Origin of the sequence: Pseudomonas grandcourensis (assembly GCF_039909015.1) — a bacterium.
Taxonomy (GTDB): domain Bacteria; phylum Pseudomonadota; class Gammaproteobacteria; order Pseudomonadales; family Pseudomonadaceae; genus Aquipseudomonas; species Aquipseudomonas grandcourensis.
Genome location: NZ_CP150919.1, coordinates 4,714,668 through 4,739,307 on the forward strand (window position 1 = coordinate 4,714,668; position 24,640 = coordinate 4,739,307).

General features: G+C 60.8%; 24 protein-coding genes and 1 other RNA gene. 17 read left to right on the plus strand and 8 right to left on the minus strand.

Annotated elements, in window-relative coordinates; genetic code table 11:
- Positions 1–30: 30 nt before the first annotated feature.
- The 8 genes from ccoN (AABM52_RS21100) (at position 31) to ccoP (AABM52_RS21135) (ending at position 6,923) form a co-directional block, all read left to right on the plus strand.
- A complete protein-coding gene (ccoN, locus tag AABM52_RS21100) occupies positions 31–1,455 on the plus strand; it encodes a cytochrome-c oxidase, cbb3-type subunit I (protein ID WP_347907707.1) in 1,425 nt (474 codons plus the stop codon).
- A 10-nt stretch (positions 1,456–1,465) separates the two neighbouring features.
- Positions 1,466–2,074: a cytochrome-c oxidase, cbb3-type subunit II gene (gene ccoO / locus AABM52_RS21105; RefSeq protein WP_008020035.1), complete on the plus strand. Its 609-nt coding sequence runs from the start codon at positions 1,466–1,468 to the stop codon at positions 2,072–2,074.
- A 3-nt stretch (positions 2,075–2,077) separates the two neighbouring features.
- On the plus strand, positions 2,078–2,275 hold the full coding sequence (locus AABM52_RS21110) for a CcoQ/FixQ family Cbb3-type cytochrome c oxidase assembly chaperone (RefSeq protein ID WP_347907710.1): 198 nt from the start codon (positions 2,078–2,080) through the stop codon (positions 2,273–2,275).
- Positions 2,272–3,225, plus strand: coding sequence for a cytochrome-c oxidase, cbb3-type subunit III (gene ccoP, locus AABM52_RS21115; RefSeq protein ID WP_347907712.1), 954 nt, complete (start codon positions 2,272–2,274; stop codon positions 3,223–3,225). The genes AABM52_RS21110 and ccoP (AABM52_RS21115) overlap by 4 nt, the downstream gene beginning before the upstream one ends.
- Before the next feature lie 482 nt (positions 3,226–3,707).
- Positions 3,708–5,150 (plus strand): cytochrome-c oxidase, cbb3-type subunit I, encoded by a 1,443-nt coding sequence (gene ccoN, locus AABM52_RS21120; protein WP_046041350.1) that lies wholly within the window; start codon positions 3,708–3,710, stop codon positions 5,148–5,150.
- Positions 5,150–5,758: a cytochrome-c oxidase, cbb3-type subunit II gene (gene ccoO, locus AABM52_RS21125; RefSeq protein ID WP_009042961.1), complete on the plus strand. Its 609-nt coding sequence runs from the start codon at positions 5,150–5,152 to the stop codon at positions 5,756–5,758. The genes ccoN (AABM52_RS21120) and ccoO (AABM52_RS21125) overlap by 1 nt, the downstream gene beginning before the upstream one ends.
- Positions 5,759–5,763: 5 nt before the next feature.
- Complete coding sequence (locus AABM52_RS21130; RefSeq protein ID WP_003175465.1) at positions 5,764–5,949, plus strand: CcoQ/FixQ family Cbb3-type cytochrome c oxidase assembly chaperone; 186 nt, start codon at positions 5,764–5,766, stop codon at positions 5,947–5,949.
- Positions 5,946–6,923 (plus strand): cytochrome-c oxidase, cbb3-type subunit III, encoded by a 978-nt coding sequence (ccoP, locus tag AABM52_RS21135; RefSeq protein WP_347907714.1) that lies wholly within the window; start codon positions 5,946–5,948, stop codon positions 6,921–6,923. The genes AABM52_RS21130 and ccoP (AABM52_RS21135) overlap by 4 nt, the downstream gene beginning before the upstream one ends.
- Before the next feature lie 314 nt (positions 6,924–7,237).
- Here the strand turns inward: ccoP (AABM52_RS21135) and AABM52_RS21140 are convergent, their stop codons facing one another.
- Positions 7,238–7,453: a hypothetical protein gene (locus tag AABM52_RS21140; RefSeq protein ID WP_347907716.1), complete on the minus strand. Its 216-nt coding sequence runs from the start codon at positions 7,451–7,453 to the stop codon at positions 7,238–7,240.
- 419 nt (positions 7,454–7,872) lie between these two features.
- Between AABM52_RS21140 and ccoG the strand changes: the two genes are divergently transcribed.
- The 8 genes from ccoG to AABM52_RS21180 all read left to right on the plus strand — a co-directional run bounded on the left by ccoG (position 7,873) and on the right by AABM52_RS21180 (position 16,342).
- Positions 7,873–9,288, plus strand: a complete 1,416-nt coding sequence (ccoG, locus tag AABM52_RS21145) for a cytochrome c oxidase accessory protein CcoG (RefSeq protein ID WP_347907718.1) — start codon at positions 7,873–7,875, stop codon at positions 9,286–9,288.
- An 11-nt stretch (positions 9,289–9,299) separates the two neighbouring features.
- Positions 9,300–9,839, plus strand: coding sequence for a FixH family protein (locus AABM52_RS21150; protein ID WP_347907720.1), 540 nt, complete (start codon positions 9,300–9,302; stop codon positions 9,837–9,839).
- Between the two features lie 155 nt (positions 9,840–9,994).
- Positions 9,995–12,448, plus strand: coding sequence for a heavy metal translocating P-type ATPase (locus AABM52_RS21155; protein WP_347907722.1), 2,454 nt, complete (start codon positions 9,995–9,997; stop codon positions 12,446–12,448).
- 22 nt (positions 12,449–12,470) lie between these two features.
- Positions 12,471–12,689 (plus strand): cbb3-type cytochrome oxidase assembly protein CcoS, encoded by a 219-nt coding sequence (gene ccoS, locus AABM52_RS21160; protein ID WP_056721958.1) that lies wholly within the window; start codon positions 12,471–12,473, stop codon positions 12,687–12,689.
- Positions 12,682–13,365, plus strand: coding sequence for a sulfite exporter TauE/SafE family protein (locus tag AABM52_RS21165; RefSeq protein WP_103394973.1), 684 nt, complete (start codon positions 12,682–12,684; stop codon positions 13,363–13,365). Before ccoS ends, AABM52_RS21165 begins: the two co-directional genes overlap by 8 nt.
- Positions 13,366–13,505: 140 nt before the next feature.
- Positions 13,506–14,888 carry an oxygen-independent coproporphyrinogen III oxidase gene (hemN, locus tag AABM52_RS21170; RefSeq protein WP_347912663.1) on the plus strand — a complete coding sequence of 461 codons (1,383 nt, stop codon included), beginning with the start codon at positions 13,506–13,508 and terminating at the stop codon, positions 14,886–14,888.
- Positions 14,889–14,981: 93 nt separating this feature from the next.
- Positions 14,982–15,716, plus strand: a complete 735-nt coding sequence (fnr, locus tag AABM52_RS21175) for a fumarate/nitrate reduction transcriptional regulator Fnr (RefSeq protein WP_046041331.1) — start codon at positions 14,982–14,984, stop codon at positions 15,714–15,716.
- A gap of 77 nt (positions 15,717–15,793) precedes the next feature.
- Positions 15,794–16,342: an adenine phosphoribosyltransferase gene (locus AABM52_RS21180; protein WP_008050206.1), complete on the plus strand. Its 549-nt coding sequence runs from the start codon at positions 15,794–15,796 to the stop codon at positions 16,340–16,342.
- A 148-nt stretch (positions 16,343–16,490) separates the two neighbouring features.
- Here the strand turns inward: AABM52_RS21180 and AABM52_RS21185 are convergent, their stop codons facing one another.
- The 5 genes from AABM52_RS21185 to dnaX all read right to left on the minus strand — a co-directional run bounded on the left by AABM52_RS21185 (position 16,491) and on the right by dnaX (position 22,278).
- Positions 16,491–17,639 carry an acyl-CoA dehydrogenase family protein gene (locus AABM52_RS21185; protein WP_347907726.1) on the minus strand — a complete coding sequence of 383 codons (1,149 nt, stop codon included), beginning with the start codon at positions 17,637–17,639 and terminating at the stop codon, positions 16,491–16,493.
- Positions 17,640–17,830: 191 nt separating this feature from the next.
- Positions 17,831–18,433 (minus strand): recombination mediator RecR, encoded by a 603-nt coding sequence (gene recR, locus AABM52_RS21190; protein WP_347907728.1) that lies wholly within the window; start codon positions 18,431–18,433, stop codon positions 17,831–17,833.
- 79 nt (positions 18,434–18,512) lie between these two features.
- Complete coding sequence (locus tag AABM52_RS21195) at positions 18,513–19,544, minus strand: NADP-dependent oxidoreductase (RefSeq protein WP_347907730.1); 1,032 nt, start codon at positions 19,542–19,544, stop codon at positions 18,513–18,515.
- Between the two features lie 258 nt (positions 19,545–19,802).
- Positions 19,803–20,141, minus strand: coding sequence for a YbaB/EbfC family nucleoid-associated protein (locus tag AABM52_RS21200; RefSeq protein WP_347907732.1), 339 nt, complete (start codon positions 20,139–20,141; stop codon positions 19,803–19,805).
- A gap of 67 nt (positions 20,142–20,208) precedes the next feature.
- Positions 20,209–22,278: a DNA polymerase III subunit gamma/tau gene (gene dnaX / locus AABM52_RS21205; protein WP_347907734.1), complete on the minus strand. Its 2,070-nt coding sequence runs from the start codon at positions 22,276–22,278 to the stop codon at positions 20,209–20,211.
- Positions 22,279–22,402: 124 nt separating this feature from the next.
- Between dnaX and AABM52_RS21210 the strand changes: the two genes are divergently transcribed.
- Positions 22,403–23,200, plus strand: a complete 798-nt coding sequence (locus tag AABM52_RS21210) for a transporter substrate-binding domain-containing protein (protein ID WP_347907736.1) — start codon at positions 22,403–22,405, stop codon at positions 23,198–23,200.
- Positions 23,201–23,260: 60 nt separating this feature from the next.
- On the opposite strand, the gene ffs is transcribed toward AABM52_RS21210, so the two are convergent.
- Together ffs and AABM52_RS21220 are read right to left on the minus strand one after the other, a co-directional pair.
- An RNA gene (gene ffs, locus AABM52_RS21215) (signal recognition particle sRNA small type) lies at positions 23,261–23,357 on the minus strand.
- A gap of 111 nt (positions 23,358–23,468) precedes the next feature.
- Positions 23,469–24,635 (minus strand): putative zinc-binding metallopeptidase, encoded by a 1,167-nt coding sequence (locus tag AABM52_RS21220; protein ID WP_347907738.1) that lies wholly within the window; start codon positions 24,633–24,635, stop codon positions 23,469–23,471.
- Positions 24,636–24,640 lie beyond the last annotated feature (5 nt).

Genomic DNA, 24,640 nt, shown 5'->3' on the forward strand with positions numbered 1-24,640 from the left:
TCACTTCGGCTGAACCGTGGATGGGGAACCATGAACACTTCTATCAGTACCGCCTACAACTACAAGGTGGTCCGCCAATTCGCCATTATGACGGTGGTGTGGGGCATCGTCGGCATGGGGCTCGGGGTTTTTCTCGCTGCCCAGTTGGTCTGGCCCGAACTCAACTTCAATTTGCCGTGGACCAGCTTCGGCCGCTTGCGCCCGCTGCACACCAACGCGGTGATCTTCGCCTTTGGCGGCTGCGCACTGTTCGCCAGTTCGTTGTACTCCGTACAACGGACGTGCCAAACACGCTTATTTGCTCCCGCAGTTGCCGCGTTCTGTTTCTGGGGCTGGCAACTGGTGATTCTGTTGGCAGCCATCAGCCTGCCGCTGGGCTACACCAGTTCCAAGGAATACGCCGAGCTGGAATGGCCGATCGACATCCTGATCACCATCGTCTGGGTCGCCTACGCCATCGTGTTCTTCGGCACGATCATGCAGCGCAAGACCAAGCACATCTATGTCGGTAACTGGTTCTTCGGTGCGTTCATCATCACCGTGGCGATCCTGCACATCGTCAACAACATGGAATTGCCGGTCAGCTTCACCAAGTCCTACTCGCTGTACTCCGGCGCCACCGACGCGATGGTGCAATGGTGGTACGGGCACAACGCCGTAGGCTTTTTCCTCACCGCCGGTTTCCTCGGGATGATGTATTACTTCGTGCCGAAACAGGCAGAGCGCCCGGTTTACTCCTATCGCCTGTCGATCGTGCACTTCTGGGCGTTGATCACACTCTATATCTGGGCCGGTCCGCACCACTTGCACTACACCGCGCTGCCGGACTGGGCGCAGTCGCTGGGCATGGTGATGTCGCTGATCCTGCTGGCGCCGAGCTGGGGCGGGATGATCAACGGCATGATGACCCTGTCGGGCGCCTGGCATAAGTTGCGCAGCGACCCGATCCTGCGTTTCCTCGTGGTGTCGCTGGCGTTTTACGGCATGTCGACCTTCGAAGGGCCGATGATGGCGATCAAGACGGTCAACGCCCTCTCCCACTACACCGACTGGACCATCGGCCACGTACACGCAGGTGCCTTGGGTTGGGTAGCGATGATTTCCATCGGCGCGCTGTACCACATGATCCCGAAAATCTTCGGCCGCGAGCAGATGCACAGCATCGGCCTGATCAACGCGCACTTCTGGCTCGCCACCATCGGCACCGTGCTGTACATCGCCTCGATGTGGGTCAACGGCATCGCCCAGGGCCTGATGTGGCGTGCGGTGAACGAGGACGGCACGCTGACCTACTCCTTCGTCGAAACCCTGGTGGCCAGCCACCCTGGCTTCGTCGTGCGGCTGGTGGGTGGCGCGATCTTCCTCAGCGGCATGTTCCTGATGGCCTACAACACCTGGCGCACCGTGCGGGCCTCGCAGCCTGCCGAAGTCGCCGCTGCCGCGCAGATGGCCTGAGGAGTCCGCCATGAAACACGAAACTATCGAGAAAAACGTCGGCCTGTTGCTGCTGCTGATGATCCTGGCCGTGAGCATCGGTGGCTTGACCCAGATCGTCCCGCTGTTCTTCCAGGACGTGACCAACAAACCGGTGGAAGGCATGAAGCCCTACACCGCACTGCAACTGGAAGGTCGCGATATCTATATCCGTGAAGGCTGCGTCGGCTGCCACTCGCAGATGATCCGCCCGTTCCGCGCCGAGACCGAGCGCTACGGGCACTACTCGGTGGCCGGCGAAAGCGTCTGGGATCACCCGTTCCTGTGGGGCTCGAAACGCACCGGGCCGGACCTGGCGCGGGTCGGCGCGCGCTACTCGGATGACTGGCACCGTGCGCACTTGTACAACCCGCGCAACGTCGTGCCGGAGTCGAAGATGCCGGCCTACCCGTGGCTGGTGGCCAACCAACTCGACAGCAGTCATACCGAAACCAAGATCAAGGCCATGCGCACCCTGGGCGTGCCGTACACCGACGAAGACATCACCGGCGCCGTCGCCTCCCTCAAGGGCAAGAGCGAGATGGATGCACTGGTCGCCTACCTGCAAGTGCTCGGCACTGCCATCAAGAGCAAGAGGTGAGCCATGGTTGTTGAGATGAGCACTGGAATGATCCGTGGCTTAGGCACCGTCGTTGTCTTCATCGCCTTCGTCGGCCTGACCCTGTGGGTATTCAACAGCAAGCGCAGCCCGGAGTTCGCCGAAGCGCGCCTGCTGCCGTTCGCCGACGAGCCGCAACCCGACATCACTGAAGAACCAGCAACAAGGAGTACCCGGCCATGACCACCTTCTGGAGTACGTGGATCTGCGTACTGACCATCGGCAGCCTGATCGGCCTGACCTGGCTGCTGATCGGCACCCGCAAGGGTGAAACCAAGGGCAGCGTCGACCAGACCATGGGCCACAGCTTCGACGGCATCGAGGAGTACGACAACCCGTTGCCGCAATGGTGGTTCATGCTGTTCGCCAGCACCCTGGTATTCGCCGTCGGCTACCTGATCCTCTATCCGGGCCTGGGCAACTGGAAAGGCATCCTCCCCGGCTACGAAAACGGCTGGACCGGCGTGCACGAATGGGAAAAGGAAATGGCCAAGGCTGACACGAAGTTCGGGCCGATCTTCGCCAGATTCGCGGCGATGCCCGTGGAAGAAGTGGCCAAGGACCCGCAAGCGCTGAAAATGGGCGGCCGCCTGTTCGCCTCCAATTGCTCGGTGTGCCACGGCTCGGACGCCAAGGGTGCCTACGGCTTCCCCAACCTGACCGACAGCGACTGGCGCTGGGGCGGCAACCCGGAAACCATCAAGACCACCCTCATGGGTGGCCGGATGGCGATGATGCCGGCCTGGGGTGAAGTCCTGGGGGAGGAAGGTGTGAAAAACGTCGCCGCTTATGTGCGCCATGATCTGGCCGGCCTGCCGTTGCCCGCCGACAGCAAAGCCGACGTTCAAGCCGGACAGCAAGCCTTCAGCACCACCTGTGTCGCCTGCCATGGGGCTAACGGCCAGGGCACCGAAGCCATGGGCGCGCCGAACCTGACGCACCCGGCCGGCTTCATTTACGGGACGAGCCTGACGCAGCTTGAACAGACGATTCGGCATGGCCGCCAGGGCCATATGCCGGCGCAGAACGAACTGCTCGGCAATGACAAGGTGCAATTGCTGGCCGCGTATGTGTACAGCCTGTCCCACGGTTTGAATACCGAGCGCCTGCAGGCTGAAGACAACCGCAAATAAATCCCGACCGCTCTGCTGCCGCATTCTCCCGGATGCGGCAGTTCCCTGCCCCTTTGCGACCCATTGTCGCACCCTCGCACAGACTTTCTTTCGGATCACCGGATTCGGGTCTAAGCTTCCCCCGATGCGGACTGGCCGGTGCCGGTTCCAGGTCGACCCTGAACGATGTGTTCGACGAATCTGCCCGATGACAGGCCGCAAAGGCTGGTAGATACCGGCTGTCGCGCCAGTTGCCTTCGGTCAGCCAAACGTTGCGTTTGAACACACCCCGTTACATCCGACCTGACCCCCTCGCCTGATCAGTCCGCCGGGACGTTTTGCCCGTGGGCAATTTTGTCCTTACGCGGTGCATGGAAAGGCCGCAGAATCAGCTTTTGAAAGCATTGACCCAGGTCATGGCGCGTTGCAATGACCCCCTGCTTTCTCCATACTTGCGGCCGATTTTTAATCCTAATAAAACACCCAAACCGTGGAACCTTAGAATGAGCACAGCAATCAGTCCGACTGCTTATAACTATAAGGTAGTCCGCCAGTTCGCCATCATGACGGTGGTCTGGGGGATCCTTGGCATGGGGCTCGGTGTCTTCATCGCCTCGCAACTGGTCTGGCCGGAGTTGAACTTCGGTCTGCCATGGACGAGCTTTGGACGCCTGCGCCCGCTGCACACCAACCTGGTGATTTTCGCCTTCGGTGGATGTGCACTGTTTGCCACTTCTTATTACGTCGTGCAGCGAACCTGCCAAACGCGACTGATTTCCGACAGCCTCGCCGCCTTCACCTTCTGGGGATGGCAAGCGGTGATCGTCGGCGCGATCATTACCTTGCCGATGGGTTTCACCACCACCAAGGAATACGCGGAACTGGAATGGCCCCTGGCTATTCTGCTGGCCATTGTCTGGGTCACCTACGGTCTGGTGTTCTTCGGCACCATCGTCAAGCGCAAGACCAAGCACATCTATGTGGGTAACTGGTTCTACGGCGCGTTCATCGTCGTGACCGCGATGCTGCACATCGTCAACCACATGTCGCTGCCGGTCAGCCTGTTCAAGTCCTACTCGGCCTACTCGGGTGCGACGGACGCGATGATCCAGTGGTGGTACGGCCACAACGCCGTGGGCTTCTTCCTGACCACCGGTTTCCTGGGGATGATGTACTACTTCGTGCCGAAACAGGCCGAGCGTCCGATCTACTCCTATCGCCTGTCGATCGTGCATTTCTGGGCGCTGATCACCCTGTACATCTGGGCCGGTCCGCACCACCTGCACTACACCGCCTTGCCGGACTGGGCACAATCGCTGGGCATGGCAATGTCGATCATCCTGCTGGCGCCAAGCTGGGGCGGCATGATCAACGGCATGATGACCCTGTCGGGCGCCTGGCATAAGCTGCGCACCGACCCGATCCTGCGCTTCCTGGTGGTCTCCCTGGCGTTCTACGGCATGTCGACCTTCGAAGGCCCGATGATGGCCATCAAGACCGTGAACTCCCTGTCGCACTACACCGACTGGACCATCGGCCACGTACACGCCGGCGCTCTGGGCTGGGTGGCGATGATCTCGATCGGCGCGATCTACCACATGATCCCGAAACTGTTCGGCCGTGCGCAGATGCACAGCACCGGCCTGATCAACACCCACTTCTGGCTCGCGACCATCGGTACCGTGCTCTACATCGCTTCGATGTGGGTCAACGGCATCACCCAGGGCCTGATGTGGCGTGCAATCAATGATGACGGCACCCTCACCTACTCCTTCGTCGAAGCGCTGCAAGCCAGCCACCCGGGCTTCATCGTCCGCGCCCTGGGCGGTGCATTCTTCGCCACCGGCATGCTGTTCATGGCCTACAACGTATTCCGTACCGTACGCGCCTCGAACCCGGCTGAAGCCAAAGCCGCCGAACAGATTGCCGTAGTTGGAGCTCACTGATGAAGCATGAAGCAGTCGAGAAGAATATTGGCCTGCTGGCCTTCTTCATGGTCATCGCCGTCAGCATCGGCGGCCTGACCCAGATCGTTCCGCTGTTTTTCCAGGATGTCACCAACAAGCCGGTCGAGGGCATGAAGCCCCGCACCGCCCTTGAACTGGAAGGCCGGGACGTTTATATCGCCAACGGTTGTGTCGGCTGCCACTCGCAGATGATCCGTCCGTTCCGTGCTGAAACCGAACGCTACGGCCACTACTCGGTCGCCGGTGAAAGCGTCTGGGACCACCCGTTCCTGTGGGGTTCCAAGCGTACCGGTCCGGACCTGGCCCGCGTCGGCGGTCGTTACTCCGATGACTGGCAGCGTGCGCACTTGTACAACCCGCGCAACGTAGTGCCTGAGTCGAAAATGCCGGCCTACCCGTTCCTCGTGGAAAACAAGCTCGACGGCAAAGACACCGCCAAGAAAATGGAAGTCTTGCGCACGCTCGGCGTCCCTTACACCGACGAAGACATCGCCGGCGCCAAGGATGCTGTGAAGGGCAAAACCGAAATGGACGCGCTGGTGGCCTATCTGCAAGGCCTGGGCACCATCATCAAAAGCAAACGGTGAATTAGATGGATATCGGGATGATTCGTGGCCTGGGCACCGTTGTCGTGATGGTGGCCTTCATCGGACTGGCACTGTGGGTGTTCAGTCCCAAGCGCAAGTCGGAGTTTGAAGACGCGACCTTGCTGCCTTTCGCGGATGATCCCGAAGCCATCAAGCACGTCGAGCAAGCTTCTAGGAGTAACAAAGAATGACTACATTCTGGAGTCTGTACGTCACAGTCCTCAGTCTCGGTACGATCTTTTCCCTGACCTGGCTGCTGCTGTCGACCCGCAAGGGCCAGCGCAGCGAACAGACAGACGAGACCGTCGGGCACTCCTTCGATGGCATCGAGGAGTACGACAACCCGCTGCCGAAATGGTGGTTCATGCTGTTCGTGGGCACCATCATCTTCGCACTGGGCTACCTGGCGCTGTACCCGGGCCTGGGTAACTGGAAAGGCCTGCTGCCGGGTTACGGCTACCTCGACAACGAGAAGCAGACCCCGTTCGCCAACGGCCAGACCGGCTGGACCGGCGTTCACGAGTGGGAAAAGGAAATGGCCAGGTCGGACGCCAAGTTCGGTCCGATCTTCGCCAAGTTCGCGGCCATGCCAATCGAAGAAGTGGCCAAGGACCCGCAAGCCCTGAAGATGGGTGGCCGCCTGTTCGCCTCCAACTGCTCGGTTTGCCACGGTTCCGACGCCAAGGGCGCCTACGGCTTCCCTAACCTGACCGACGCCGACTGGCGTTGGGGCGGCGAGCCGGCAACCATCAAGACCACCATCATGGGCGGCCGTCATGCGGTGATGCCTGCGTGGGCTGAAGTGATTGGCGAGCAAGGCGTGGCCGACGTGGCCGCGTTTGTCCTGACCAACCTCGATGGCCGCAAGCTGCCGGAAGGCGCCAAGGCCGACCCGGTTGCCGGGCAGAAACTGTTCGCAACCAACTGCGTGGCGTGCCACGGTCCGGAAGGCAAAGGCACCCCAGCGATGGGCGCACCTAACCTGACCCACCCGGCAGCGTTCATCTACGGTTCGAGCTTCGCTCAACTGCAGCAGACCATCCGTTACGGCCGTCAGGGCCAGATGCCTGCGCAAGAGCAGCTGCAAGGTAACGACAAGGTTCACCTGCTGGCCGCTTACGTCTACAGCCTGTCTCACGGTGAGAAGGCAGCGGACGCCGAGTAAGGCAAACGCTTGAAGCAACAAAAACGGCCCCGCCAATGTGAATTTGCGGGGCCGTTTTCATTTAAAGCCTTGTCGGCCGCTTATTTGCTTACAGCAGTCTCGTTCATTCAATATCACCTCATCAGCACCCACTGCCCTTTTGGCAACTTGCGCTATTACAACAAAAAAACACTCACAGACCAGAAAAATGAAAACCCACCAAACAAATAAACACAACCAATGCAAATAAAAAAACGGCCCCACCAGTTCTCATGGCGAAGCCGTTTATTCAGGTATTCATGATTGCACTTTGCGTTCATGAACATGAACTGCAATCAAGGAAGATTACCGCCACCCAGACTATCCATACCACCGCTTCGTATTTTGTCTGTAGAGCGTTTCGTGCGAGCGCCTTGCACCGTAGGCACAGCAGTTTCCACGGTCATGGTCGGCCCAGGAATCGTGCAGTCTGTATCAGGCGTCTGACCGGCTGCAGTTGCTGGCATATCAGGCTGAATTTCTTGAGCGTCAGTTTCATTTTTATTAGACATCTTCAACTTCTCCTTAAGTAGATTTTTTATTATCCGACTTGCAATACTGCGACTTAACTTAATTACTGCCGCACAGCCAACATAGGCAATTCAATACTAAAGATCCATCCACCATTAATCTCAAAGTATTACGCAAGTTAAAAGCACTTGTTCTTTACCCAGCAGACTTTGGCTAACCCGTCAACCAAAGTACCCGTCGAGGATCGACGAAGAAAAAGGGTAAATCGTCTATAGTCAATTGACCTGCATCATGTTTTGTTACATCTGCTACACCATTCATGATTTTTCCCCAACGCGACCAAAGGTCGCACCCGCAGGCTAGAGCGACAGGCGTATCATTGCGCCACTGCAACACCTCTTTTTGACCGCGGTCGGCACGTACTGACCGAGGCATTTTTCCACTGCCGTGGGATGCAATGATGAGCAACCAGATTCCGGTACACGACGTCACTCCGCCCACCAAGAACGCGAACAACAGCGTCGACCTCTACGCCTCCAGGGAAAAAATCTACACCCGCGCCTTCACCGGCCTGTTTCGCAACCTGCGGATGACCGGCGGTGCCCTGTTGTTCCTGCTGTATTTCGGCACGGTGTGGCTGAACTGGGGCGGTCATCAGGCCGTGTGGTGGAACGTGCCGGAGCGCAAGTTCTTCATTTTCGGCGCCACCTTCTGGCCTCAGGATTTCATTCTGCTGTCCGGCATGTTGATCATCGCCGCCTTCGGCCTGTTCTTCATCACCGTGTACGCCGGACGGGTCTGGTGCGGCTATACCTGCCCGCAAAGCGTCTGGACCTGGATCTTCATGTGGTGCGAAAAAGTCACTGAGGGTGACCGCAACCAACGCATCAAGCTCGACAAGGCGCCGATGAGCACCAACAAGCTCCTGCGCAAGTTCAGCAAACACAGCCTGTGGCTGCTGATCGGCTTCGTCACCGGCATGACCTTCGTCGGCTACTTCTCGCCGATCCGCGAACTGGTGTTCGACTTCTTCACCGGCCAGGCAGATGGCTGGTCGTACTTTTGGGTCGGTTTCTTCACCCTCGCCACTTACGGCAACGCCGGCTGGTTGCGCGAACAGGTGTGCATCTACATGTGCCCGTACGCACGCTTCCAGAGCGTGATGTTCGACAAGGACACCCTGATCGTTTCCTACGACCCGCGCCGTGGCGAAGGCCGTGGCCCGCGTAAAAAAGGCATCGACTACAAGGCCCAGGGCCTGGGCGACTGCATCGACTGCACCATGTGCGTCCAGGTTTGCCCGACCGGCATCGACATCCGCGACGGCCTGCAAATCGAATGCATCGGTTGCGCCGCCTGCATCGATGCCTGCGACGCCATCATGGACAAGATGGAATACCCGCGCGGGCTGATCAGCTACACCACCGAGCACAACCTGTCCGGGCAGAAAACCCATAAACTGCGTCCGCGCCTGATTGGCTATGCCATCGTGCTGCTGGCGATGATCAGCCTGCTGGTGACGGCGTTCTTCATGCGTGCGCTGGTGGGGTTCGATGTCAGCAAGGACCGCGTGCTGTACCGCGAGAACGCCGAAGGCCGGATCGAAAACGTCTACAGCCTGAAAATCATGAACAAGGACCAGCGCGACCATACCTACCTGCTCGACGCCTCCGGCCTGCCGGATCTCAAATTGCAGGGTCGACGCGAGATCAAGGTCGCGGCCGGCGACATCGTCAGCCAGCCTGTCGAACTGTCCGTCGCACCGGAAAAACTGCCGTCGAGCACCAACGAGGTGAAATTCATCCTCAAGGACGCCGATGACGAAAGCGTCCACATTGAAGCCAAGAGCCGGTTCATCGGCCCACAGAATCGTTGAGAGAACTGAACATGCCCGCAGCAACTGCCGCAAGTCCCTGGTACAAGCACCTCTGGCCGTGGATCATCATCGGGATCCTGGCCTGCTCGGTGACCCTGACCTTGTCCATGGTGACCATCGCGGTGAACAACCCGGACAACCTGGTCAACGACAACTACTACGAGGCCGGCAAAGGCATCAACCGCTCCCTCGACCGCGAGTTGCTGGCCCAGACCCTGAAAATGCGCGCCAGTGTTCATCTCGATGGCATGACCGGCGAGGTTGACCTGCGCCTGAGCGGCGACAGCCAGCCCAAGACCCTGGAACTGAACCTGATCTCGCCGACCCAGCCGGAAAAGGATCGCAAGATCACCCTGACCCGCAGCGAAACCGAACAGGGCCGCTACATCGGACAGTTGAGCGACAAGATCGAAGGCCGGCGTTTTGTCGAGTTGCTTGGCACTCAGGACGAGCACATCTGGCGCATGTTCGAAGAGGAATCGGTCAGCCATGACAAGGATCTGCTGCTGGGCGATGAACCGCTGCAAGGTGCCGAAGACCTGAAGAAGTAAAAGCTGCGCTTCGCGCATCGCGAGCAAGCTCGCTCCCACAGTTGATCAGCGCCATGCTCAGAACCTGAGTACACCAACGATGCCTGTGGGAGCGAGCTTGCTCGCGATGAGGCCCTATCCGACGATAGAGATTCAGCAGTACCAGTGAATACTCCATGACCACCACCCCACTCCCCTGCTACCACTGCGCCCTGCCCGTCCCGGCCGGCAGCCGCTTCACCGCTGCGGTCCTGGGGCGAACCCGCGAATTCTGTTGCCCGGGTTGCCAGGCCGTGGCCGAAGCCATTGTCGCCGGTGGCCTGGAAAGCTATTACCAGCACCGCAGCGAAGCCTCGGCCAATCCCGAAGCGCTGCCGGTGCAACTGGTGGACGAGTTGGCGCTGTACGACCGTGCCGATGTGCAGCAACCCTTCGTTCGCCACGAAGGCGAACTCGCTGAAACCACGCTATTGATGGAAGGCATCAGTTGCGCCGCTTGCGGCTGGCTGATCGAAAAACACCTGCGCACCTTGCCTGCCGTAGCCGAAGCGCGTCTGAACCTGTCCAACCATCGCCTGCACGTACGCTGGGCAGATGGGCAATTACCGCTGAGCAAGGTCCTCAGCGAACTGCGCCAGATCGGTTACGCCGCACACCCGTATCAGGCCGACCGCGCCAGCGAACAACTGGCCAGCGAAAACCGCCTGGCCCTGCGCCAGCTCGGCGTGGCCGGGCTGCTGTGGTTCCAGGCGATGATGGCAACCATGGCCACCTGGCCAGAATTCAACATCGACCTCAGCCCCGAACTGCACACCATCCTGCGCTGGGTCGCGCTGTTCCTCACCACCCCGATCGTGTTCTACAGCTGCGCGCCGTTTTTCAAAGGCGCCATGCGCGATCTGCGCACCCGCCACCTGACCATGGACGTTTCCGTGTCGCTGGCCATCGGCAGCGCCTACATCGCCGGGATCTGGACGTCGATCACCGGGGTTGGCGAACTGTATTTCGATGCCGTCGGCATGTTTGCCCTGTTCTTGCTGGCCGGGCGTTATCTGGAACGCCGCGCCCGCGAACGCACCGCCGCCGCCACCGCGCAGCTTGTAAATCTATTGCCCGCCTCGTGCCTGCGATTGACAGCCGATGGTCAGAGCGAACGCATTCTGCTCAGTGAGCTGCGTGTCGGCGATCAGGTGCTGGTTCATCCGGGCGCCATTCTCCCCGCTGATGGCAAGATCCTCGACGGCCAGTCGAGTGTCGACGAGTCGCTGCTGACCGGCGAATACCTGCCGCAACCACGTACCCTCGGCGACGCGGTCACCGCCGGCACAATGAACGTCGAAGGCGCACTGACCGTCGAGGTCCTGGCCCTGGGCCAGGACACTCGCCTCTCGGCCATCGTTCGCCTGCTTGATCGTGCCCAGGCCGAAAAGCCGCGACTGGCGGAAATCGCCGACCGCGCCGCGCAATGGTTCCTGTTGTTGTCGCTGATCGCTGCCGCCGCGATTGGCCTGTTGTGGTGGGAACTGGACTCATCGCGGGCATTCTGGATTGTGCTGGCGATGCTGGTAGCGACTTGCCCTTGCGCGTTGTCACTGGCCACACCGACCGCCCTCACCGCTGCCACCGGCACGCTGCACAAACTAGGACTGCTGTTGACTCGCGGCCACGTGCTCGAAGGTCTCAATCAGATCGACACAGTGATTTTCGACAAGACCGGGACCCTCACCGAAGGTCGCCTGGCGCTGCGTTCAATCCGCCCCCTCAGCACGCTCGACAGCGATCAATGCCTGGGCCTCGCCGCCGCCCTGGAAAACCGCTCCGAACACCCGATCGCCCGCGCTTTCGGTCGTGCGCCGATGGCTGCCGAAGAAGTCCACAGCACACCGGGCCTTGGCCTGGAGGGGCTGGTTGAAGGGCGCCGCCTGCGCATCGGCCAACCGCGTTTCGTCTGCGAACTGAGCGGCGCCATGGTGCCGTCGATGCCCGAAGAAGCCGGCCAATGGCTGCTGCTTGGCGACAGCCAGGAGCCGCTGGCCTGGTTCGTCCTCGATGATCGCTTGCGTGCCGATGCGCCCGCGTTGCTGGCCGCGTGCAGGGCACGTGGCTGGCGCACGCTGCTGTTGTCCGGCGACAGCTCGCCGATGGTCGCCAGCGTGGCGGCGGAACTCGGTATCGACGAAGCCCGTGGCGGCTTGCGTCCGGACGATAAACTGCAAGTCCTGCAACAACTGCACAAAGAAGGTCGCAAGGTGTTGATGCTGGGGGACGGGGTCAATGACGTGCCGGTGCTGGCGGCTGCGGATATCAGCGTCGCCATGGGCTCGGCCACCGATCTGGCGAAAACCAGTGCCGATGCCGTGCTGCTGTCCAACCGCCTCGACGCGCTGGTGCAAGCCTTCAGCCTGGCGCGGCGCACCCGTCGGGTCATTATCGAGAACCTGTTGTGGGCCGGGCTGTACAATGGCCTCATGTTGCCCTTCGCCGCCCTCGGCTGGATCACCCCGGTATGGGCGGCGGTGGGCATGTCGATCAGTTCGTTGACCGTGGTGTTGAACGCGCTGCGCCTGACTCGCATGCCGAGCGCGCCCGCCCCCGGCACCACGCCAGAAACCCGCCCGCTGCCGGCCTGAGCCGCGCGGGCATGGAGTCCAGATGCCAGCTCTTTACGTGATGATTCCCGCTGCGCTGCTGATCGTGGCCATCGCCGTCTATATCTTCTTCTGGGCGGTGGACAGCGGTCAGTACGACGACCTCGACGGCCCGGCCCACAGCATCCTGTTCGACGACCAGGACCCGAACCACACCGCCGCCGTCGATGAGGCCAGCGGCCAACCGGCCAAAACGGACGACAAGGCCCCGCCCCATGCTTGAATTGGCGCCACTGCTGGTGTCTGCGGTAATCCTCGGCTTGCTCGGCGGCGGGCATTGCCTGGGCATGTGCGGCGGCTTGATGGGCGCGCTGACCCTGGCGATTCCCAAGGAACAACGCAGCCGCCGCTTTCGCCTGCTGCTGGCCTACAACCTGGGCCGGATTCTGAGCTATGCCTGCGCCGGACTGCTGATCGGCCTGGCCGGCTGGGCCGTGGCCAGCAGCCCGGCGGCGATGTTCCTGCGTATCCTCGCCGGCTTGCTGCTGATTGCCATGGGCCTGTACCTGGCGGGCTGGTGGAGCGGCCTGACCCGAATCGAAAGCCTCGGTCGCGGCCTGTGGCGGCATATACAACCAGTCGCCAACCGATTGCTGCCGGTGTCGAGCGTTCCGCGCGCACTGCTGCTGGGCGCGCTCTGGGGCTGGTTGCCGTGTGGCCTGGTCTACAGCACCTTGCTATGGTCGGCCAGCCAGGGCAACGCGCTGGACAGTGCCTTGTTGATGCTCGCGTTCGGGCTCGGCACCTGGCCGGTGCTGCTGGCGACAGGCCTTGCCGCTGAGCGCATCACTGCATTGTTGCGCAAGCGCAGCGTGCGGATGGCGGGCGGATTGCTGGTGATGCTGTTCGGCATCTGGACCTTGCCGGGGCCGCATCAGCATTGGCTCATGGGGCACTGACATTGTGGCGAGGGAGCAAGCTCCCTCGCCACAAAAACCCATCAATGCCAACAACCACTCTTGATGCAAATCAAGATGCCCCACCCCGCCCTCGCATAAAGTGGCTGACACTGCCAGCCTATCCGGGGAATGCCCGCATGATGCTCGACGCCATTCGTTGGGACACCGATCTGATCCGCCGTTATGACCTGGCGGGACCCCGCTACACCTCGTATCCGACCGCCGTGCAATTCAACAGCCAGGTCGGCACCTTCGACCTGTTCCATGCCCTGCGCGACAGCCGCAAGGCCCAGCGGCCGTTGTCGCTGTACGTGCACGTGCCGTTCTGCGCGAACATTTGCTATTACTGCGCCTGCAACAAGGTCATCACCAAGGATCGCGGCCGGGCGCAGCCGTATTTGCAGCGTCTGGAGCAGGAAATCCAGTTGATCGCCTGCCACCTGGACCCCACGCAGAAAGTCGAGCAACTGCACTTCGGTGGCGGCACACCGACCTTTCTCAGCCACGACGAACTACGCCAGTTGATGGCGCATCTGCGCAAACACTTCAATTTGCTGGACGACGACTCCGGCGACTACGGCATCGAGATCGACCCGCGCGAAGCAGACTGGTCGACCATGGGCCTGCTGCGGGAACTGGGTTTCAATCGGGTCAGCATCGGCCTGCAAGACCTCGACCCGGCGGTGCAACGTGCAGTCAATCGCCTGCAAAGCCTGGAAGAAACCCGCGCGGTGATCGATGCGGCCCGCACTTTGCAGTTTCGCTCGATCAATATCGACCTGATCTACGGCCTGCCGAGACAGACACCGGAGAATTTCGCCCGCACCGTCGAAGAGGTCATCAACCTGCAACCGGACAGGTTATCGGTGTTCAACTACGCCCACCTGCCGGAACGCTTCCTGCCCCAACGGCGCATCAACAGCAATGAACTGCCGACACCCGCGCAGAAACTGGAAATACTGCAGCGCACCATCGAGCAGCTGATCAGCGCCGGCTACCGCTACATCGGCATGGACCACTTCGCCCTGCCCGACGATGAACTGGCGATTGCCCAGGAAGAATCGACCCTGCAACGCAACTTCCAGGGCTACACCACCCACGGTCATTGCGATCTGATCGGCCTCGGCGTGTCGGCGATCAGCCAGATCGGCGACCTGTACTGCCAGAACAGCAGCGACCTGACCGAATACCAGAACCTCCTTGCATCCATGCAACCGGCCACCAGCCGCGGCCTGCTGTGCAACGCCGATGACCGCCTGCGGCGCGCGGTCATCCAGCAATTGATCTGCAATTTCAGTCTCGAATACGCCGACATCGAGCAGGCCTTCAACATCGATTTCCGGGGCTACTTCGGCGATCTCTGGCCCCAGTTGCAAGACATGGCCAAAGACGGGCTGATCGAACTCGATCGCGACAGGATCACCGTCCTGCCCGCCGGGCGGCTGCTGGTGCGCTCGGTGTGCATGGTGTTCGACGCGTACCTGGAGCAACACAACCGGCAACGGTTTTCACGGGTGATCTAGTGCGCTGCGACAAAAGCGCCACAGACTGGCCTCAATGTCCTCGGGTGAGTTACCCTTACGTCTTATGTGTGAATTCCCACAAGGATTGAAGAAATGTCCGAGCCAGTAAAACTGCGCGCTCATAATCAAGCCCATTGCAAGGATTGCAGCCTGGCCCCTCTTTGCCTGCCACTTTCGTTGAATCTGGAAGACATGGATGCGCTGGACGAAATCGTCAAACGCGGCCGGCCGCTGAAAAAAGGCGAATTTCTGTTTCGCCAGGGCGATACCTTCGATTCTGTCTACGCAGTCCGTTCTGGCGCCCTCAAGACCTTCAGCCTGAGCGACACCGGTGAAGAACAGCTCACCGGTTTCCACCTGCCCAGCGAACTGGTCGGTCTGTCGGGCATGGACACCGAAAAGCACCCGGTGTCGGCACAAGCCCTGGAAACCACCTCGGTGTGTGAAATTCCTTTCGAACGCCTCGACGAACTGGCCCTGCAATTGCCGCAGTTGCGCCGTCAACTGATGCGGGTGATGAGCCGCGAAATCCGTGACGACCAGCAGATGATGCTGCTGTTGTCGAAAAAAACCGCCGACGAACGCATCGCCACCTTCCTGGTCAACCTTTCGGCACGTTTCCGCGCCCGGGGTTTTTCCGCCAATCAGTTCCGCCTGAGCATGTCGCGCAACGAAATCGGCAACTACCTGGGCCTGGCGGTGGAAACCGTGTCCCGGGTCTTTACCCGCTTCCAGCAAAACGAGCTGATTGCGGCGGAAGGCAAGGAAATCCGGATTATCGACCCGATCCAGCTGTGCGCCCTGGCCGGTGGCTCGCTGGAAGGCTGATACAAACCATTGCGGCTGAGCGAAACGGTTCAGCCGCCGTTATACTGCATCGTTTGCAGCCCTGCCAGGACACCACGATGGTCTTCGACTCCTTCGACATCAAATCCCTCATCCGCCCTGTCATCGACTTCCCGAAACCGGGTGTGATCTTTCGCGACATCACCCCGCTGTTCCAGTCGCCCACGGCCCTGCGCCTGGTGATGGACAGCTTCGCCCACCGTTACGTCGAGGCTGACTTCACCCACATCGGCGCGATGGACGCCCGTGGTTTCCTGATCGGTTCGGTGCTGGCCTATCAGTTGAACAAGCCGCTGGTGCTGTTCCGCAAGCAAGGCAAACTGCCGGCTGAAGTGTTGGCCGAGGGCTATGCGACCGAATACGGCGAAGCCTTCCTGGAGGTGCACGCCGACAGCCTGTGTGAAGGGGATTCGGTGGTGATGTTCGATGACCTGATCGCCACCGGCGGCACCCTGATTGCCGCCGCCAACCTGATCCGCCGCATGGGCGCCCGGGTGCATGAAGCGGCGGCGATCATCGATCTGCCGGAACTGGGCGGCTCGCAGCGTCTGGAAGACATGGGCATTCCTACGTTCTGCCTGACGCAGTTTGCGTTGAGCGATAAGTAAGCGGCGCCTGTCCTGACGCCATTGCGGGCAAGCCACGCTCCCACAGGAATCTGCGGCGTACACAAATCTTGTGCATGACAAAGAACACTGTGGGAGCGAGCTTGCTCGCGATGGCGTCAGCGGCAACACCAGTAAATTCAAGATCGGTTCAAAGCCCCATCTGCTTGCTGATGATCTCGTTCATCACTTCCCGCGTCCCGCCGCCAATCGACAGGATCCGGTTGTCGCGGTACAGCCGCTCCACCAGACTCTCGCGCATGTAACCCAGCCCACCGAGTATCTGCACCGCATCGGTGACGATCCGGTCTGCGGTATCCGTCGCAAAATTCTTGGCCATGGAAATCTCCTTGATCACGCTCTGCCCCGCCGCCATTTTCGCCGCCTGGCGGTAAGTGAATTCCCGGGACACTTCCAGCGCGGTCGCCATCTCGGCGAGGCGATGCTTGATCACCTGAAACTTGCCGATCGGCTTGCCAAAGGCTTCGCGCTGGCGCGCCCATTTCAGGCTCTCTTCCAGCGCCAGCTGTGCAGTCATGTTGGCCATCAACGCCAGGGCCAGGCGTTCGCTCTGAAAGTTGCCCATGATGCAGGCAAAGCCCATGTTCTCGGCGCCGATCAGGTTACCTGCAGGCACCCGGCAATCATCGAAGAACAGTTCAGCGGTGTCTGACGCCCACCAGCCCATTTTCTTCAGCTGCCGTCCTACGGTGAAACCGGGCGTGCCCTTCTCGATCAGCAGCAGGCTGATGCCACCGAAACCCGGCTCGCCTGTTCGCACCGCGACGGTATAGAAATCCGCGCGCACGCCGCTGGTGATAAAGGTCTTGCTGCCACTGACCCGGTAGAAATCGCCGTCGCGCACGGCACGGGTTTGCAGGTTGGCGACGTCGGAACCGCCCCCAGGCTCGGTGATGGCCAGGGCGCTGATCTTCTCTCCCGACAGCACCTGGGGCAGCACACGATCTCGTACTTCGGGTCGGGCCCACTTGAGAATGGGCGGCAAGCCGATATCCAGCGAGCCCAGGCCGGCAACCAGACCGCCTGAACCGCAGCGCATCAACTCTTCACTGGCGGCAACCTTGGCAAACAGATCCCCTTCGTGACTGCCTCCGTAAGCCTCCGGGTAGCCGATGCCGAGAATCCCTGCCGCGCCGGCCTTGAGGTAGAGCTCGCGAGGAAAGCTTTCGGCTTCTTCCCACTGGTCGATATCAGGAAGGATCTCGCGTTCGACGAAACGTCTGACGCTGTCACGGACCAATTGGTGGCTGGGGTCGAAGTATTCCTGAAAGGCAGACATCGGCGAGCTCCACTGAAGGGGTCAGTGAAGTTAACCGAGCGCTTGCTTGGTTTTCAACAATATTGTGTGAGTCAGGTAGACCGAGGTGCCCTTATCGCGAGCAGGCTCGCTCCTACATCGGTTTTGTGTGCACCGCAGACCCCCTGTGGGAGCGAGCCTGCTCGCGAAGGCGTCAGCCCGAACAACACAAATTACAGAGTGATCGGCTTACGCCCGGCAAACGAATGCGCCAGCGTTCCGCCATCCACCAGTTCCAGCTCGCCACCCAGCGGTACGCCGTGGGCGATACGCGAGGCAATCAGGCCTTTGCTGCTGAGCAATTGGGCGATGTAGTGCGCCGTGGCTTCACCTTCCACGGTCGGGTTGGTGGCCAGGATGACTTCGGCGAAGGTGCCAGCCTCTTCGATCCGCACCATCAACTGCGGAATGCCGATGGCTTCCGGCCCCAAGCCGTCGAGCGGCGACAGATGCCCCTTGAGCACGAAATAGCGCCCGCGAAAACCCGTCTGCTCCACCGCATAGACGTCCATCGGGCCTTCCACCACGCAGAGCAAGGTGTCATCGCGACGGGTATCGGCGCATTGCGGACACAGATCATCTTCCGTCAGCGTACGGCACAAGCGGCAGTGACCGACCCCTTCCATGGCCTGGCTCAGGGCCAGCGCCAGGCGCGAGCCGCCGCTGCGGTCACGCTCGAGCAACTGCAACGCCATGCGCTGGGCGGTTTTCTGACCCACGCCTGGCAAAATTCGCAGGGCGTCGATCAGTTGGCGAATCAAAGGGCTGAAGCTCATGGTGGAAAAGTCCGACAAAACAACGAGACGCGGTTTATACCCGCGCCTCGGTTGAGCGTCAAATTGCAGCGTGAATTACTCAGTCCCGGGAAACCCGAACCACCAGTTTGCCGAAGTTGCGCCCTTCCAGCATGCCGATGAACGCATCGGGCGCCTGCTCCAGGCCATCGACCACGTCTTCGCGGAACTTCACCTTGCCATCGCGCACCCAAGGCGCCATGGCACTGAGGAACTCCGGCTGGCGATCACCATAGTCATCGAACACGATGAAGCCCTGGATGCGCACCCGCTTGGTCAACAGGGTGCGCTGCAACAGTGGCAGGCGATCCGGGCCGCTCGGCGCCTCATGGGCGTTATAGGAAGCGATCAAGCCGCAGAGTGGAATCCGCGCCTTGGGATTGAGCAACGGCACCACGGCGTCGAACACCTTGCCACCGACGTTTTCATAATAAATGTCGATGCCCTTGGGACAGGCTTGCGCCAGTTCTTCAGCAAAATCCGGGCTCCTGTGATCGATGCAGGCGTCGAAGCCCAACTCGTCGACCACATAACGGCACTTTTTCGCACCACCCGCCACACCAACCACGTGCAGGCCCTTGATCTTCGCCACCTGGCCGACCACCGAACCCACCGCGCCGGACGCCGCTGCAACCACCAGGGTTTCGCCGGCCTTCGGCTGGCCGATGTCCATCAGGCCCATGTACGCGGTCATGCCCGGCATCCCCAGCACCCCGAGGGCCATCGAAGGGCTTGGCAGCGCGGGAATCGGAATGATGCTGCGACCGTCATTGATGCTGTGGCTTTGCCAACCGGTGGCACCGACCACCAGATCACCTTCCTGAAACTTCGGGTTGAGCGAGCGCTCGACCCGGCTGACAGCGCCCCCGGTCATGACTTCGCCGATTTCCACCGGTGCGGCGTAGGACGGTGCGTCACTCATGCGTCCGCGCATGTAGGGGTCCAGCGACAGGAAAACGGTCTTGAGCAGCACCTGACCGTCGGCCAGGTCCGGCAACGCCACCCTCTCCATCCGGAAGTTTTCCGACGTTGGCGCGCCTACCGGGCGAGAGGCCAGGACAATGCGTTGATTGAGGGTCATGGGGTCGGACATGGCAGCGTCTCCTGTGATCGATGGGGTTCAGTGATATAGGGAGCAGACCTTTGTGGCGGTATGGCGTTCGATGTGTTTTCAGTTGGACCGGGGTGAATTCTTCGCGAGCAGGCTCCCACATTTGGAATGCAACACCCTGTGGGAGCGAGCTTGCTCGCGATGGCGGCATACCTGTCACCACCAACCCAATAGCCAGAAACAAAAATGCCAGGCGCTATGCCTGGCATTTTTGTAACTCATCTGCCGCCTGAAGGCGAATCAGAATGGCAGTTTCATGCCCGGCGGCAGTTGCATGCCGGCAGTCACGCTGCCCATCTTGTCCTGGCTGTTGGCTTCGATCTTGCGCACGGCATCGTTGACCGCGGAGGCGATGACCGCTTCCAGCATTTCCTTGTCGTCTTCGCTCATGCCTTCGACCAGGCTCGGGTCGATGGTCACGCTCTTGACGTCATGACGACCGGTCATCACCACGGTGACCATATCGCCACCGGCCTTACCGGTGACTTCGGCGTTGGCCAGTTCTTCCTGCATCTTGGCCATTTTTTCCTGCATCTGCTGCGCCTGCTTCATCAGGCCGGCCATGCCACCTTTCATCATGGTAATCACCTCAAAAGTACTTGGATTAATACAGCGCCCGGCCCATGCGGCCGGGCACCTTCAGTTATTAGCCCTGAGCGACCAGGGCGTCGACAGGTTCAATAGTATCGTTACGGACCACCGCACCGAACTGCTGCATCATTTGCTGGATGAACGGATCACCGTGGATCGATTCCTCCGCCTCGCGCTGACGGTTGGCGCGGCGGCGCGAAGCCGCTTGTGCCGGGGTTTCCTGCTCGGGCTTGATCAGCTCGATGCTCAGGGTCAGTGTGCGCTGGTGATACTGGTTCAGCGCATCGTTGAGGCGACGCTGTTGAGTGGCATTGAACAAGGCACTGTGGGCCGGGTCCAGGTGCATCAGCCAGTTGTCGCCATCCACCGCGATCAGCGTGCAGTTGGCGGCGATGCTGCCGGTCATGCCGGAGATCGGCAATTTCGGGAACAGCTCCAGCCATTGCAGGGCCAGACCGGTGGCCGGCATGGCCGCAGGCTCAGGTTCGGGCTCCGGAGCCGGGTCGGCGGCATGCTCACTGGCCAGTTCGTCGAGGTAACTGTAGGCCGAATCCATGTCCGGCTCGATGTAATCTTCGTCAAGCGGCGGCTCGTCATCCAGGTCCATGCCCGGCGTCGCGGCATCGACTTCGGCCACCGAAGGTTCCGGGATCGGCGCGGCGGCCCACTCCGGGGCGTCCGGCACCACGCTGTCCGGCGTCGGCAACGGCATCGGCGGTAATTCGGGTTGTTCGCTGGCGGTTTCCAGCACCGGCTCCGCCGCCGATTGCTGGACGGGCGCTTGCTCGACCGGGTCATTCCACGGCAGGTCGACCACCTCTTCGACCACAGCCGCTTCAACCACAGGCACAGACGCAGGTTCCGGCACAACGACCGGCGCAACCGGTTCCGGTACAGGCGCTGGCGCAGCCGCAATCGGGGCAACGGCCGCAGCGACTACCGGCGCAACAACCGACGCGGCAGCCACTGAGTTTGCGGAATCAACTGTGGCCTGGCTGATCCCCACTGGCTTTAGCGGTTGCCTCGGGGCATCCGCGGTGTCTGCGGGCCGGAACGCCAGCATCCGCAGCAACACCATTTCAAAGCCGCCCCGGGGATCCGGCGCCAGCGGCAGGTCGCGGCGGCCGATCAGGCCCATCTGGTAGTAGAACTGCACATCTTCGGCCGGCAACGCCTGGGCCAGTGCCAGCACGCGATCACGGTCGCCGTGACCGTTGTCGACGCCTTCCGGCAAGGCCTGGGCGATGGCAACGCGGTGCAGCACATTGAGAATTTCCGAGAGCACGCCGTTCCAGTCCGGGCCTTGTTCGGCCAGGTGGCGGACGGCTTCGAGCAATGCCTTGGCATCGCCTTCGATCAGCGCATGCAGCACGTCGTAGACCTGCCCGTGATCGAGGGTCCCGAGCATCGCCCGCACGTCGGCGGCCATGACCTTGCCTTCACCGAAGGCAATCGCCTGGTCGGTCAGGCTCATGGCATCACGCATCGACCCGTCGGCGGCACGGCCCAACAGCCACAGCGCATCGTCCTCGAACGGCACGTTCTCGACACCCAGAACGTGGGTCAGGTGCTCGACAACGCGCTCCGGCGTCATGTTCTTCAGGGAGAACTGCAGGCACCGCGACAGAATCGTTGCAGGAAGTTTCTGCGGATCAGTGGTCGCCAGGATGAACTTGACGTAGGGTGGCGGCTCTTCAAGGGTTTTGAGCAGTGCGTTGAAGGAATGGCTGGAGAGCATGTGCACTTCGTCGATCAGGTAGACCTTGAAGCGCCCACGGCTCGGGGCGTACTGCACGTTGTCGAGCAATTCGCGGGTATCTTCGACCTTGGTGCGGCTCGCGGCGTCGATCTCGATCAGGTCGACAAAGCGGCCTTCGTCGATTTCGCGACACACCGAGCACTCGCCACAGGGGGTCGAAGTGATACCTGTCTCGCAGTTAAGGCATTTGGCAATGATCCGCGCGATGGTGGTCTTGCCGACCCCACGGGTACCGGTAAAGAGGTAGGCGTGGTGCAGCCGCTGGCTGTCCAAGGCATTGATCAGAGCCTTGAGCACATGGGTCTGGCCGACCATTTCGCGGAACGAGCGCGGACGCCATTTACGTGCAAGAACCTGATAACTCATCGAAAACCGTCGCAGCGAAGGAAGCAGAAGCGGCTAATGCTAGCGGAGCAAGGGACAAATTGCATCCGGTGCGCTCGTGTATTGTGGCTAAGCTGCACATCGGGGGGCTATTAACGGAGTGTTTATGCGGCTGGCCTTGGGGGCATTGCTGTTGATCAGCCTGGACGGCGTGGCTGCGCAAGCACCGCTGCGCTTCGTGATAACCGACAGCTGGACCATGCCCATGGTGCAGATTGAACGGGACAAACCGACCCAGGGCATCCTGTATGACGTGATGCTCAGCCTCGCGACCCAGGTCGGCGTACCGGCCGAATTCCATGTATTGCCCCGCAGGCGCATACAAAGCGCCATGGATCAAGGCGAGGTCGATGTCCGCTGTTATGTCGCGCAATCGTGGCTGCCCGAGCAGCCTGGCGATTATCTCTGGAGCATCCCGCTCTTCATTCAACCTGACGTGTTGATCACCCGGCATGCGCCGCCCGGTACAGTCAACCCCGCCGACCTGCCGCAACAGACCATTGGCACCGTACTGGGCTACAGCTACCCGACCCTGCAGCCGCTGTTCGACACCGGCCAACTGCAGCGTGACGACGCACGCAATCAGGAACAAGTGCTGGAAAAACTCCTGGCCGGCCGCAATGACTATGCCGTCAGCAATCAATGGAGCCTGGACTGGTTCAATCACCGCCTGCTGCCGGAGCAGCAACTGCAAGGCGTGGCAGTGCTGCAGGAACACCGTATCGGCTGCTACGTTCGCAACGACCCACAGCTCCCGGTGCAGAACATCCTGCGCACCCTGACACGGATGAAGATGTCCGGGGAAATCGATGAGATTGTTCGGCTGTATATCGGTGGCGAGCCTGCGGCTGTGGATAAACCGCAAACGGCAAAAAACCGCCCCGGAGAAGATCCTGGCAGCTAGCGAAAGTCTGAATTCAGAAAGATAACGCGAGAGAACACTCGCGTGGCGTTAAGGTGGTAACCCCACCAGCCACACCCCGGCACACAATGTTCCCGCTGTGGCTGCTTCCTTCCGGATCTGACCAGGTTCACGGGTAATCGTTGCGGGGGGACCGATGGGGTCACCATAACGACGCTCACCTGTCGGCGAGCCGCGCCATTGTACCTATCTGATGCGAAGTTACAACCGTTGGTTTCGGATTAAAAATATGAGGGGCTTCAAGCACTTGCTATTGCGCCTCTAGCACCTCGTCCGCCCTGCCGCCCTCCTGCTGAATCACCAGGTGAATAAAGTGCAGCTTGGCAATGACCGCTGTCGGCAGGACGAACGGATAGAAATCCGGCTGCCCCATGCTGCGTGACAATTCGTTGAGCATGCCCGCCAGTTCGATCCACGCATTGACGAACGACAGGAACGCCGCGCCGCCGGGATGCTGCGGATCGTAGAGGGTTTCAGGCGGAAACGGCTGATAGTCGAAGTCCATTTCCCGGGCACTCATGCCAAAGCCCAGCGCGGTGTCCACCGCATCCATCATGTGCAGGTAATGGGCCCAGGTTTCGGCCCAGTCTTCCCACGGGTGCATGGTGGCGTAGGCGCTGACGTAGCGCTGCTGCCAGTCAAGCGGTGCGCCCTGCTGATAATGCCGTTCGAGGGCTTCGGCATAGCTGGCGCGCTCATCGCCGAACAAACCGCGAAAAGGCTCAAGCCACTGGCTATTGGCGATCAATCGATCCCAGTAGTAATGCCCTACTTCGTGACGAAAATGCCCGAGCAGCGTGCGATAGGGTTCGTGCATTTGTACCCGCACCTGTTCGCGGTGGGCATCGTCGGCTTCCTTGATATCGAGGGTGACCAGGCCGTTGGCGTGTCCGGTGGTCGGCGGTTTACCTTCGAGGTCAACACCGATGAAATCGAAGGCGAGGCCGGTGTCTTCATCGACGCTCTTGGGAATCACCTGCAACCCCAGGCTGAGCAGTTGCGCGACCAGACGCCGCTTGGCGGTTTCCACCTTGCGCCAGCGCTCGTGGTTGTCAGTGATCGTCAGGTCGGGAATGGTGCGATTGAGGTTGCAGGCGATGCACAAGACGTCATGGTCATTGGCAGGCAGCAACCAATTACAGGCCGCCGGGGAGTCGAGATTGGCGCAGCGTCGAAACAGGCCTGCCCCGGGATCGGCATCCAGCAGCCAGGTGCCCGCCGGCGCACCCGGTTGTAGCGCAGACAAGCGACTCTGCTCCGGCTGATAACCCAACGCTGCCGAACAGGCCAGGCACTGGCTGTTGCGAAAGAACAGCGATTGCCCGCAACGACAGGACCAGACCTTGCTGTTGCGCGAATTTTCGACCGTGAACGGCGCGGCAATGCGCGAGCTGAGCTGCTCGAAGAACGGGTACATGGCGA

Bases quoted from the DNA above. Each gene is read 5' to 3' on its own strand.
- AABM52_RS21150 (WP_347907720.1), top strand. From the start codon at position 9,300: ATGCCCGCAGCAACTGCCGCAAGTCCCTGGTACAAGCACCTCTGGCCG.
- AABM52_RS21165 (WP_103394973.1), top strand. From the start codon at position 12,682: ATGCTTGAATTGGCGCCACTGCTGGTGTCTGCGGTAATCCTCGGCTTG.
- AABM52_RS21155 (WP_347907722.1), top strand. From the start codon at position 9,995: ATGACCACCACCCCACTCCCCTGCTACCACTGCGCCCTGCCCGTCCCG.
- ccoO (WP_008020035.1), top strand. From the start codon at position 1,466: ATGAAACACGAAACTATCGAGAAAAACGTCGGCCTGTTGCTGCTGCTG.
- AABM52_RS21200 (WP_347907732.1), bottom strand. From the start codon at position 20,141: ATGATGAAAGGTGGCATGGCCGGCCTGATGAAGCAGGCGCAGCAGATG.
- ccoO (WP_009042961.1), top strand. From the start codon at position 5,150: ATGAAGCATGAAGCAGTCGAGAAGAATATTGGCCTGCTGGCCTTCTTC.
- ccoP (WP_347907714.1), top strand. From the start codon at position 5,946: ATGACTACATTCTGGAGTCTGTACGTCACAGTCCTCAGTCTCGGTACG.
- AABM52_RS21140 (WP_347907716.1), bottom strand. From the start codon at position 7,453: ATGTCTAATAAAAATGAAACTGACGCTCAAGAAATTCAGCCTGATATG.
- recR (WP_347907728.1), bottom strand. From the start codon at position 18,433: ATGAGCTTCAGCCCTTTGATTCGCCAACTGATCGACGCCCTGCGAATT.
- ccoN (WP_347907707.1), top strand. From the start codon at position 31: ATGAACACTTCTATCAGTACCGCCTACAACTACAAGGTGGTCCGCCAA.
- AABM52_RS21130 (WP_003175465.1), top strand. From the start codon at position 5,764: ATGGATATCGGGATGATTCGTGGCCTGGGCACCGTTGTCGTGATGGTG.
- ccoN (WP_046041350.1), top strand. From the start codon at position 3,708: ATGAGCACAGCAATCAGTCCGACTGCTTATAACTATAAGGTAGTCCGC.
- AABM52_RS21210 (WP_347907736.1), top strand. From the start codon at position 22,403: ATGCGGCTGGCCTTGGGGGCATTGCTGTTGATCAGCCTGGACGGCGTG.
- AABM52_RS21220 (WP_347907738.1), bottom strand. From the start codon at position 24,635: ATGTACCCGTTCTTCGAGCAGCTCAGCTCGCGCATTGCCGCGCCGTTC.
- AABM52_RS21185 (WP_347907726.1), bottom strand. From the start codon at position 17,639: ATGTCTGCCTTTCAGGAATACTTCGACCCCAGCCACCAATTGGTCCGT.
- AABM52_RS21195 (WP_347907730.1), bottom strand. From the start codon at position 19,544: ATGTCCGACCCCATGACCCTCAATCAACGCATTGTCCTGGCCTCTCGC.
- ccoS (WP_056721958.1), top strand. From the start codon at position 12,471: ATGCCAGCTCTTTACGTGATGATTCCCGCTGCGCTGCTGATCGTGGCC.
- fnr (WP_046041331.1), top strand. From the start codon at position 14,982: ATGTCCGAGCCAGTAAAACTGCGCGCTCATAATCAAGCCCATTGCAAG.
- AABM52_RS21110 (WP_347907710.1), top strand. From the start codon at position 2,078: ATGGTTGTTGAGATGAGCACTGGAATGATCCGTGGCTTAGGCACCGTC.
- AABM52_RS21180 (WP_008050206.1), top strand. From the start codon at position 15,794: ATGGTCTTCGACTCCTTCGACATCAAATCCCTCATCCGCCCTGTCATC.
- hemN (WP_347912663.1), top strand. From the start codon at position 13,506: ATGCTCGACGCCATTCGTTGGGACACCGATCTGATCCGCCGTTATGAC.
- dnaX (WP_347907734.1), bottom strand. From the start codon at position 22,278: ATGAGTTATCAGGTTCTTGCACGTAAATGGCGTCCGCGCTCGTTCCGC.
- ccoG (WP_347907718.1), top strand. From the start codon at position 7,873: ATGAGCAACCAGATTCCGGTACACGACGTCACTCCGCCCACCAAGAAC.
- ccoP (WP_347907712.1), top strand. From the start codon at position 2,272: ATGACCACCTTCTGGAGTACGTGGATCTGCGTACTGACCATCGGCAGC.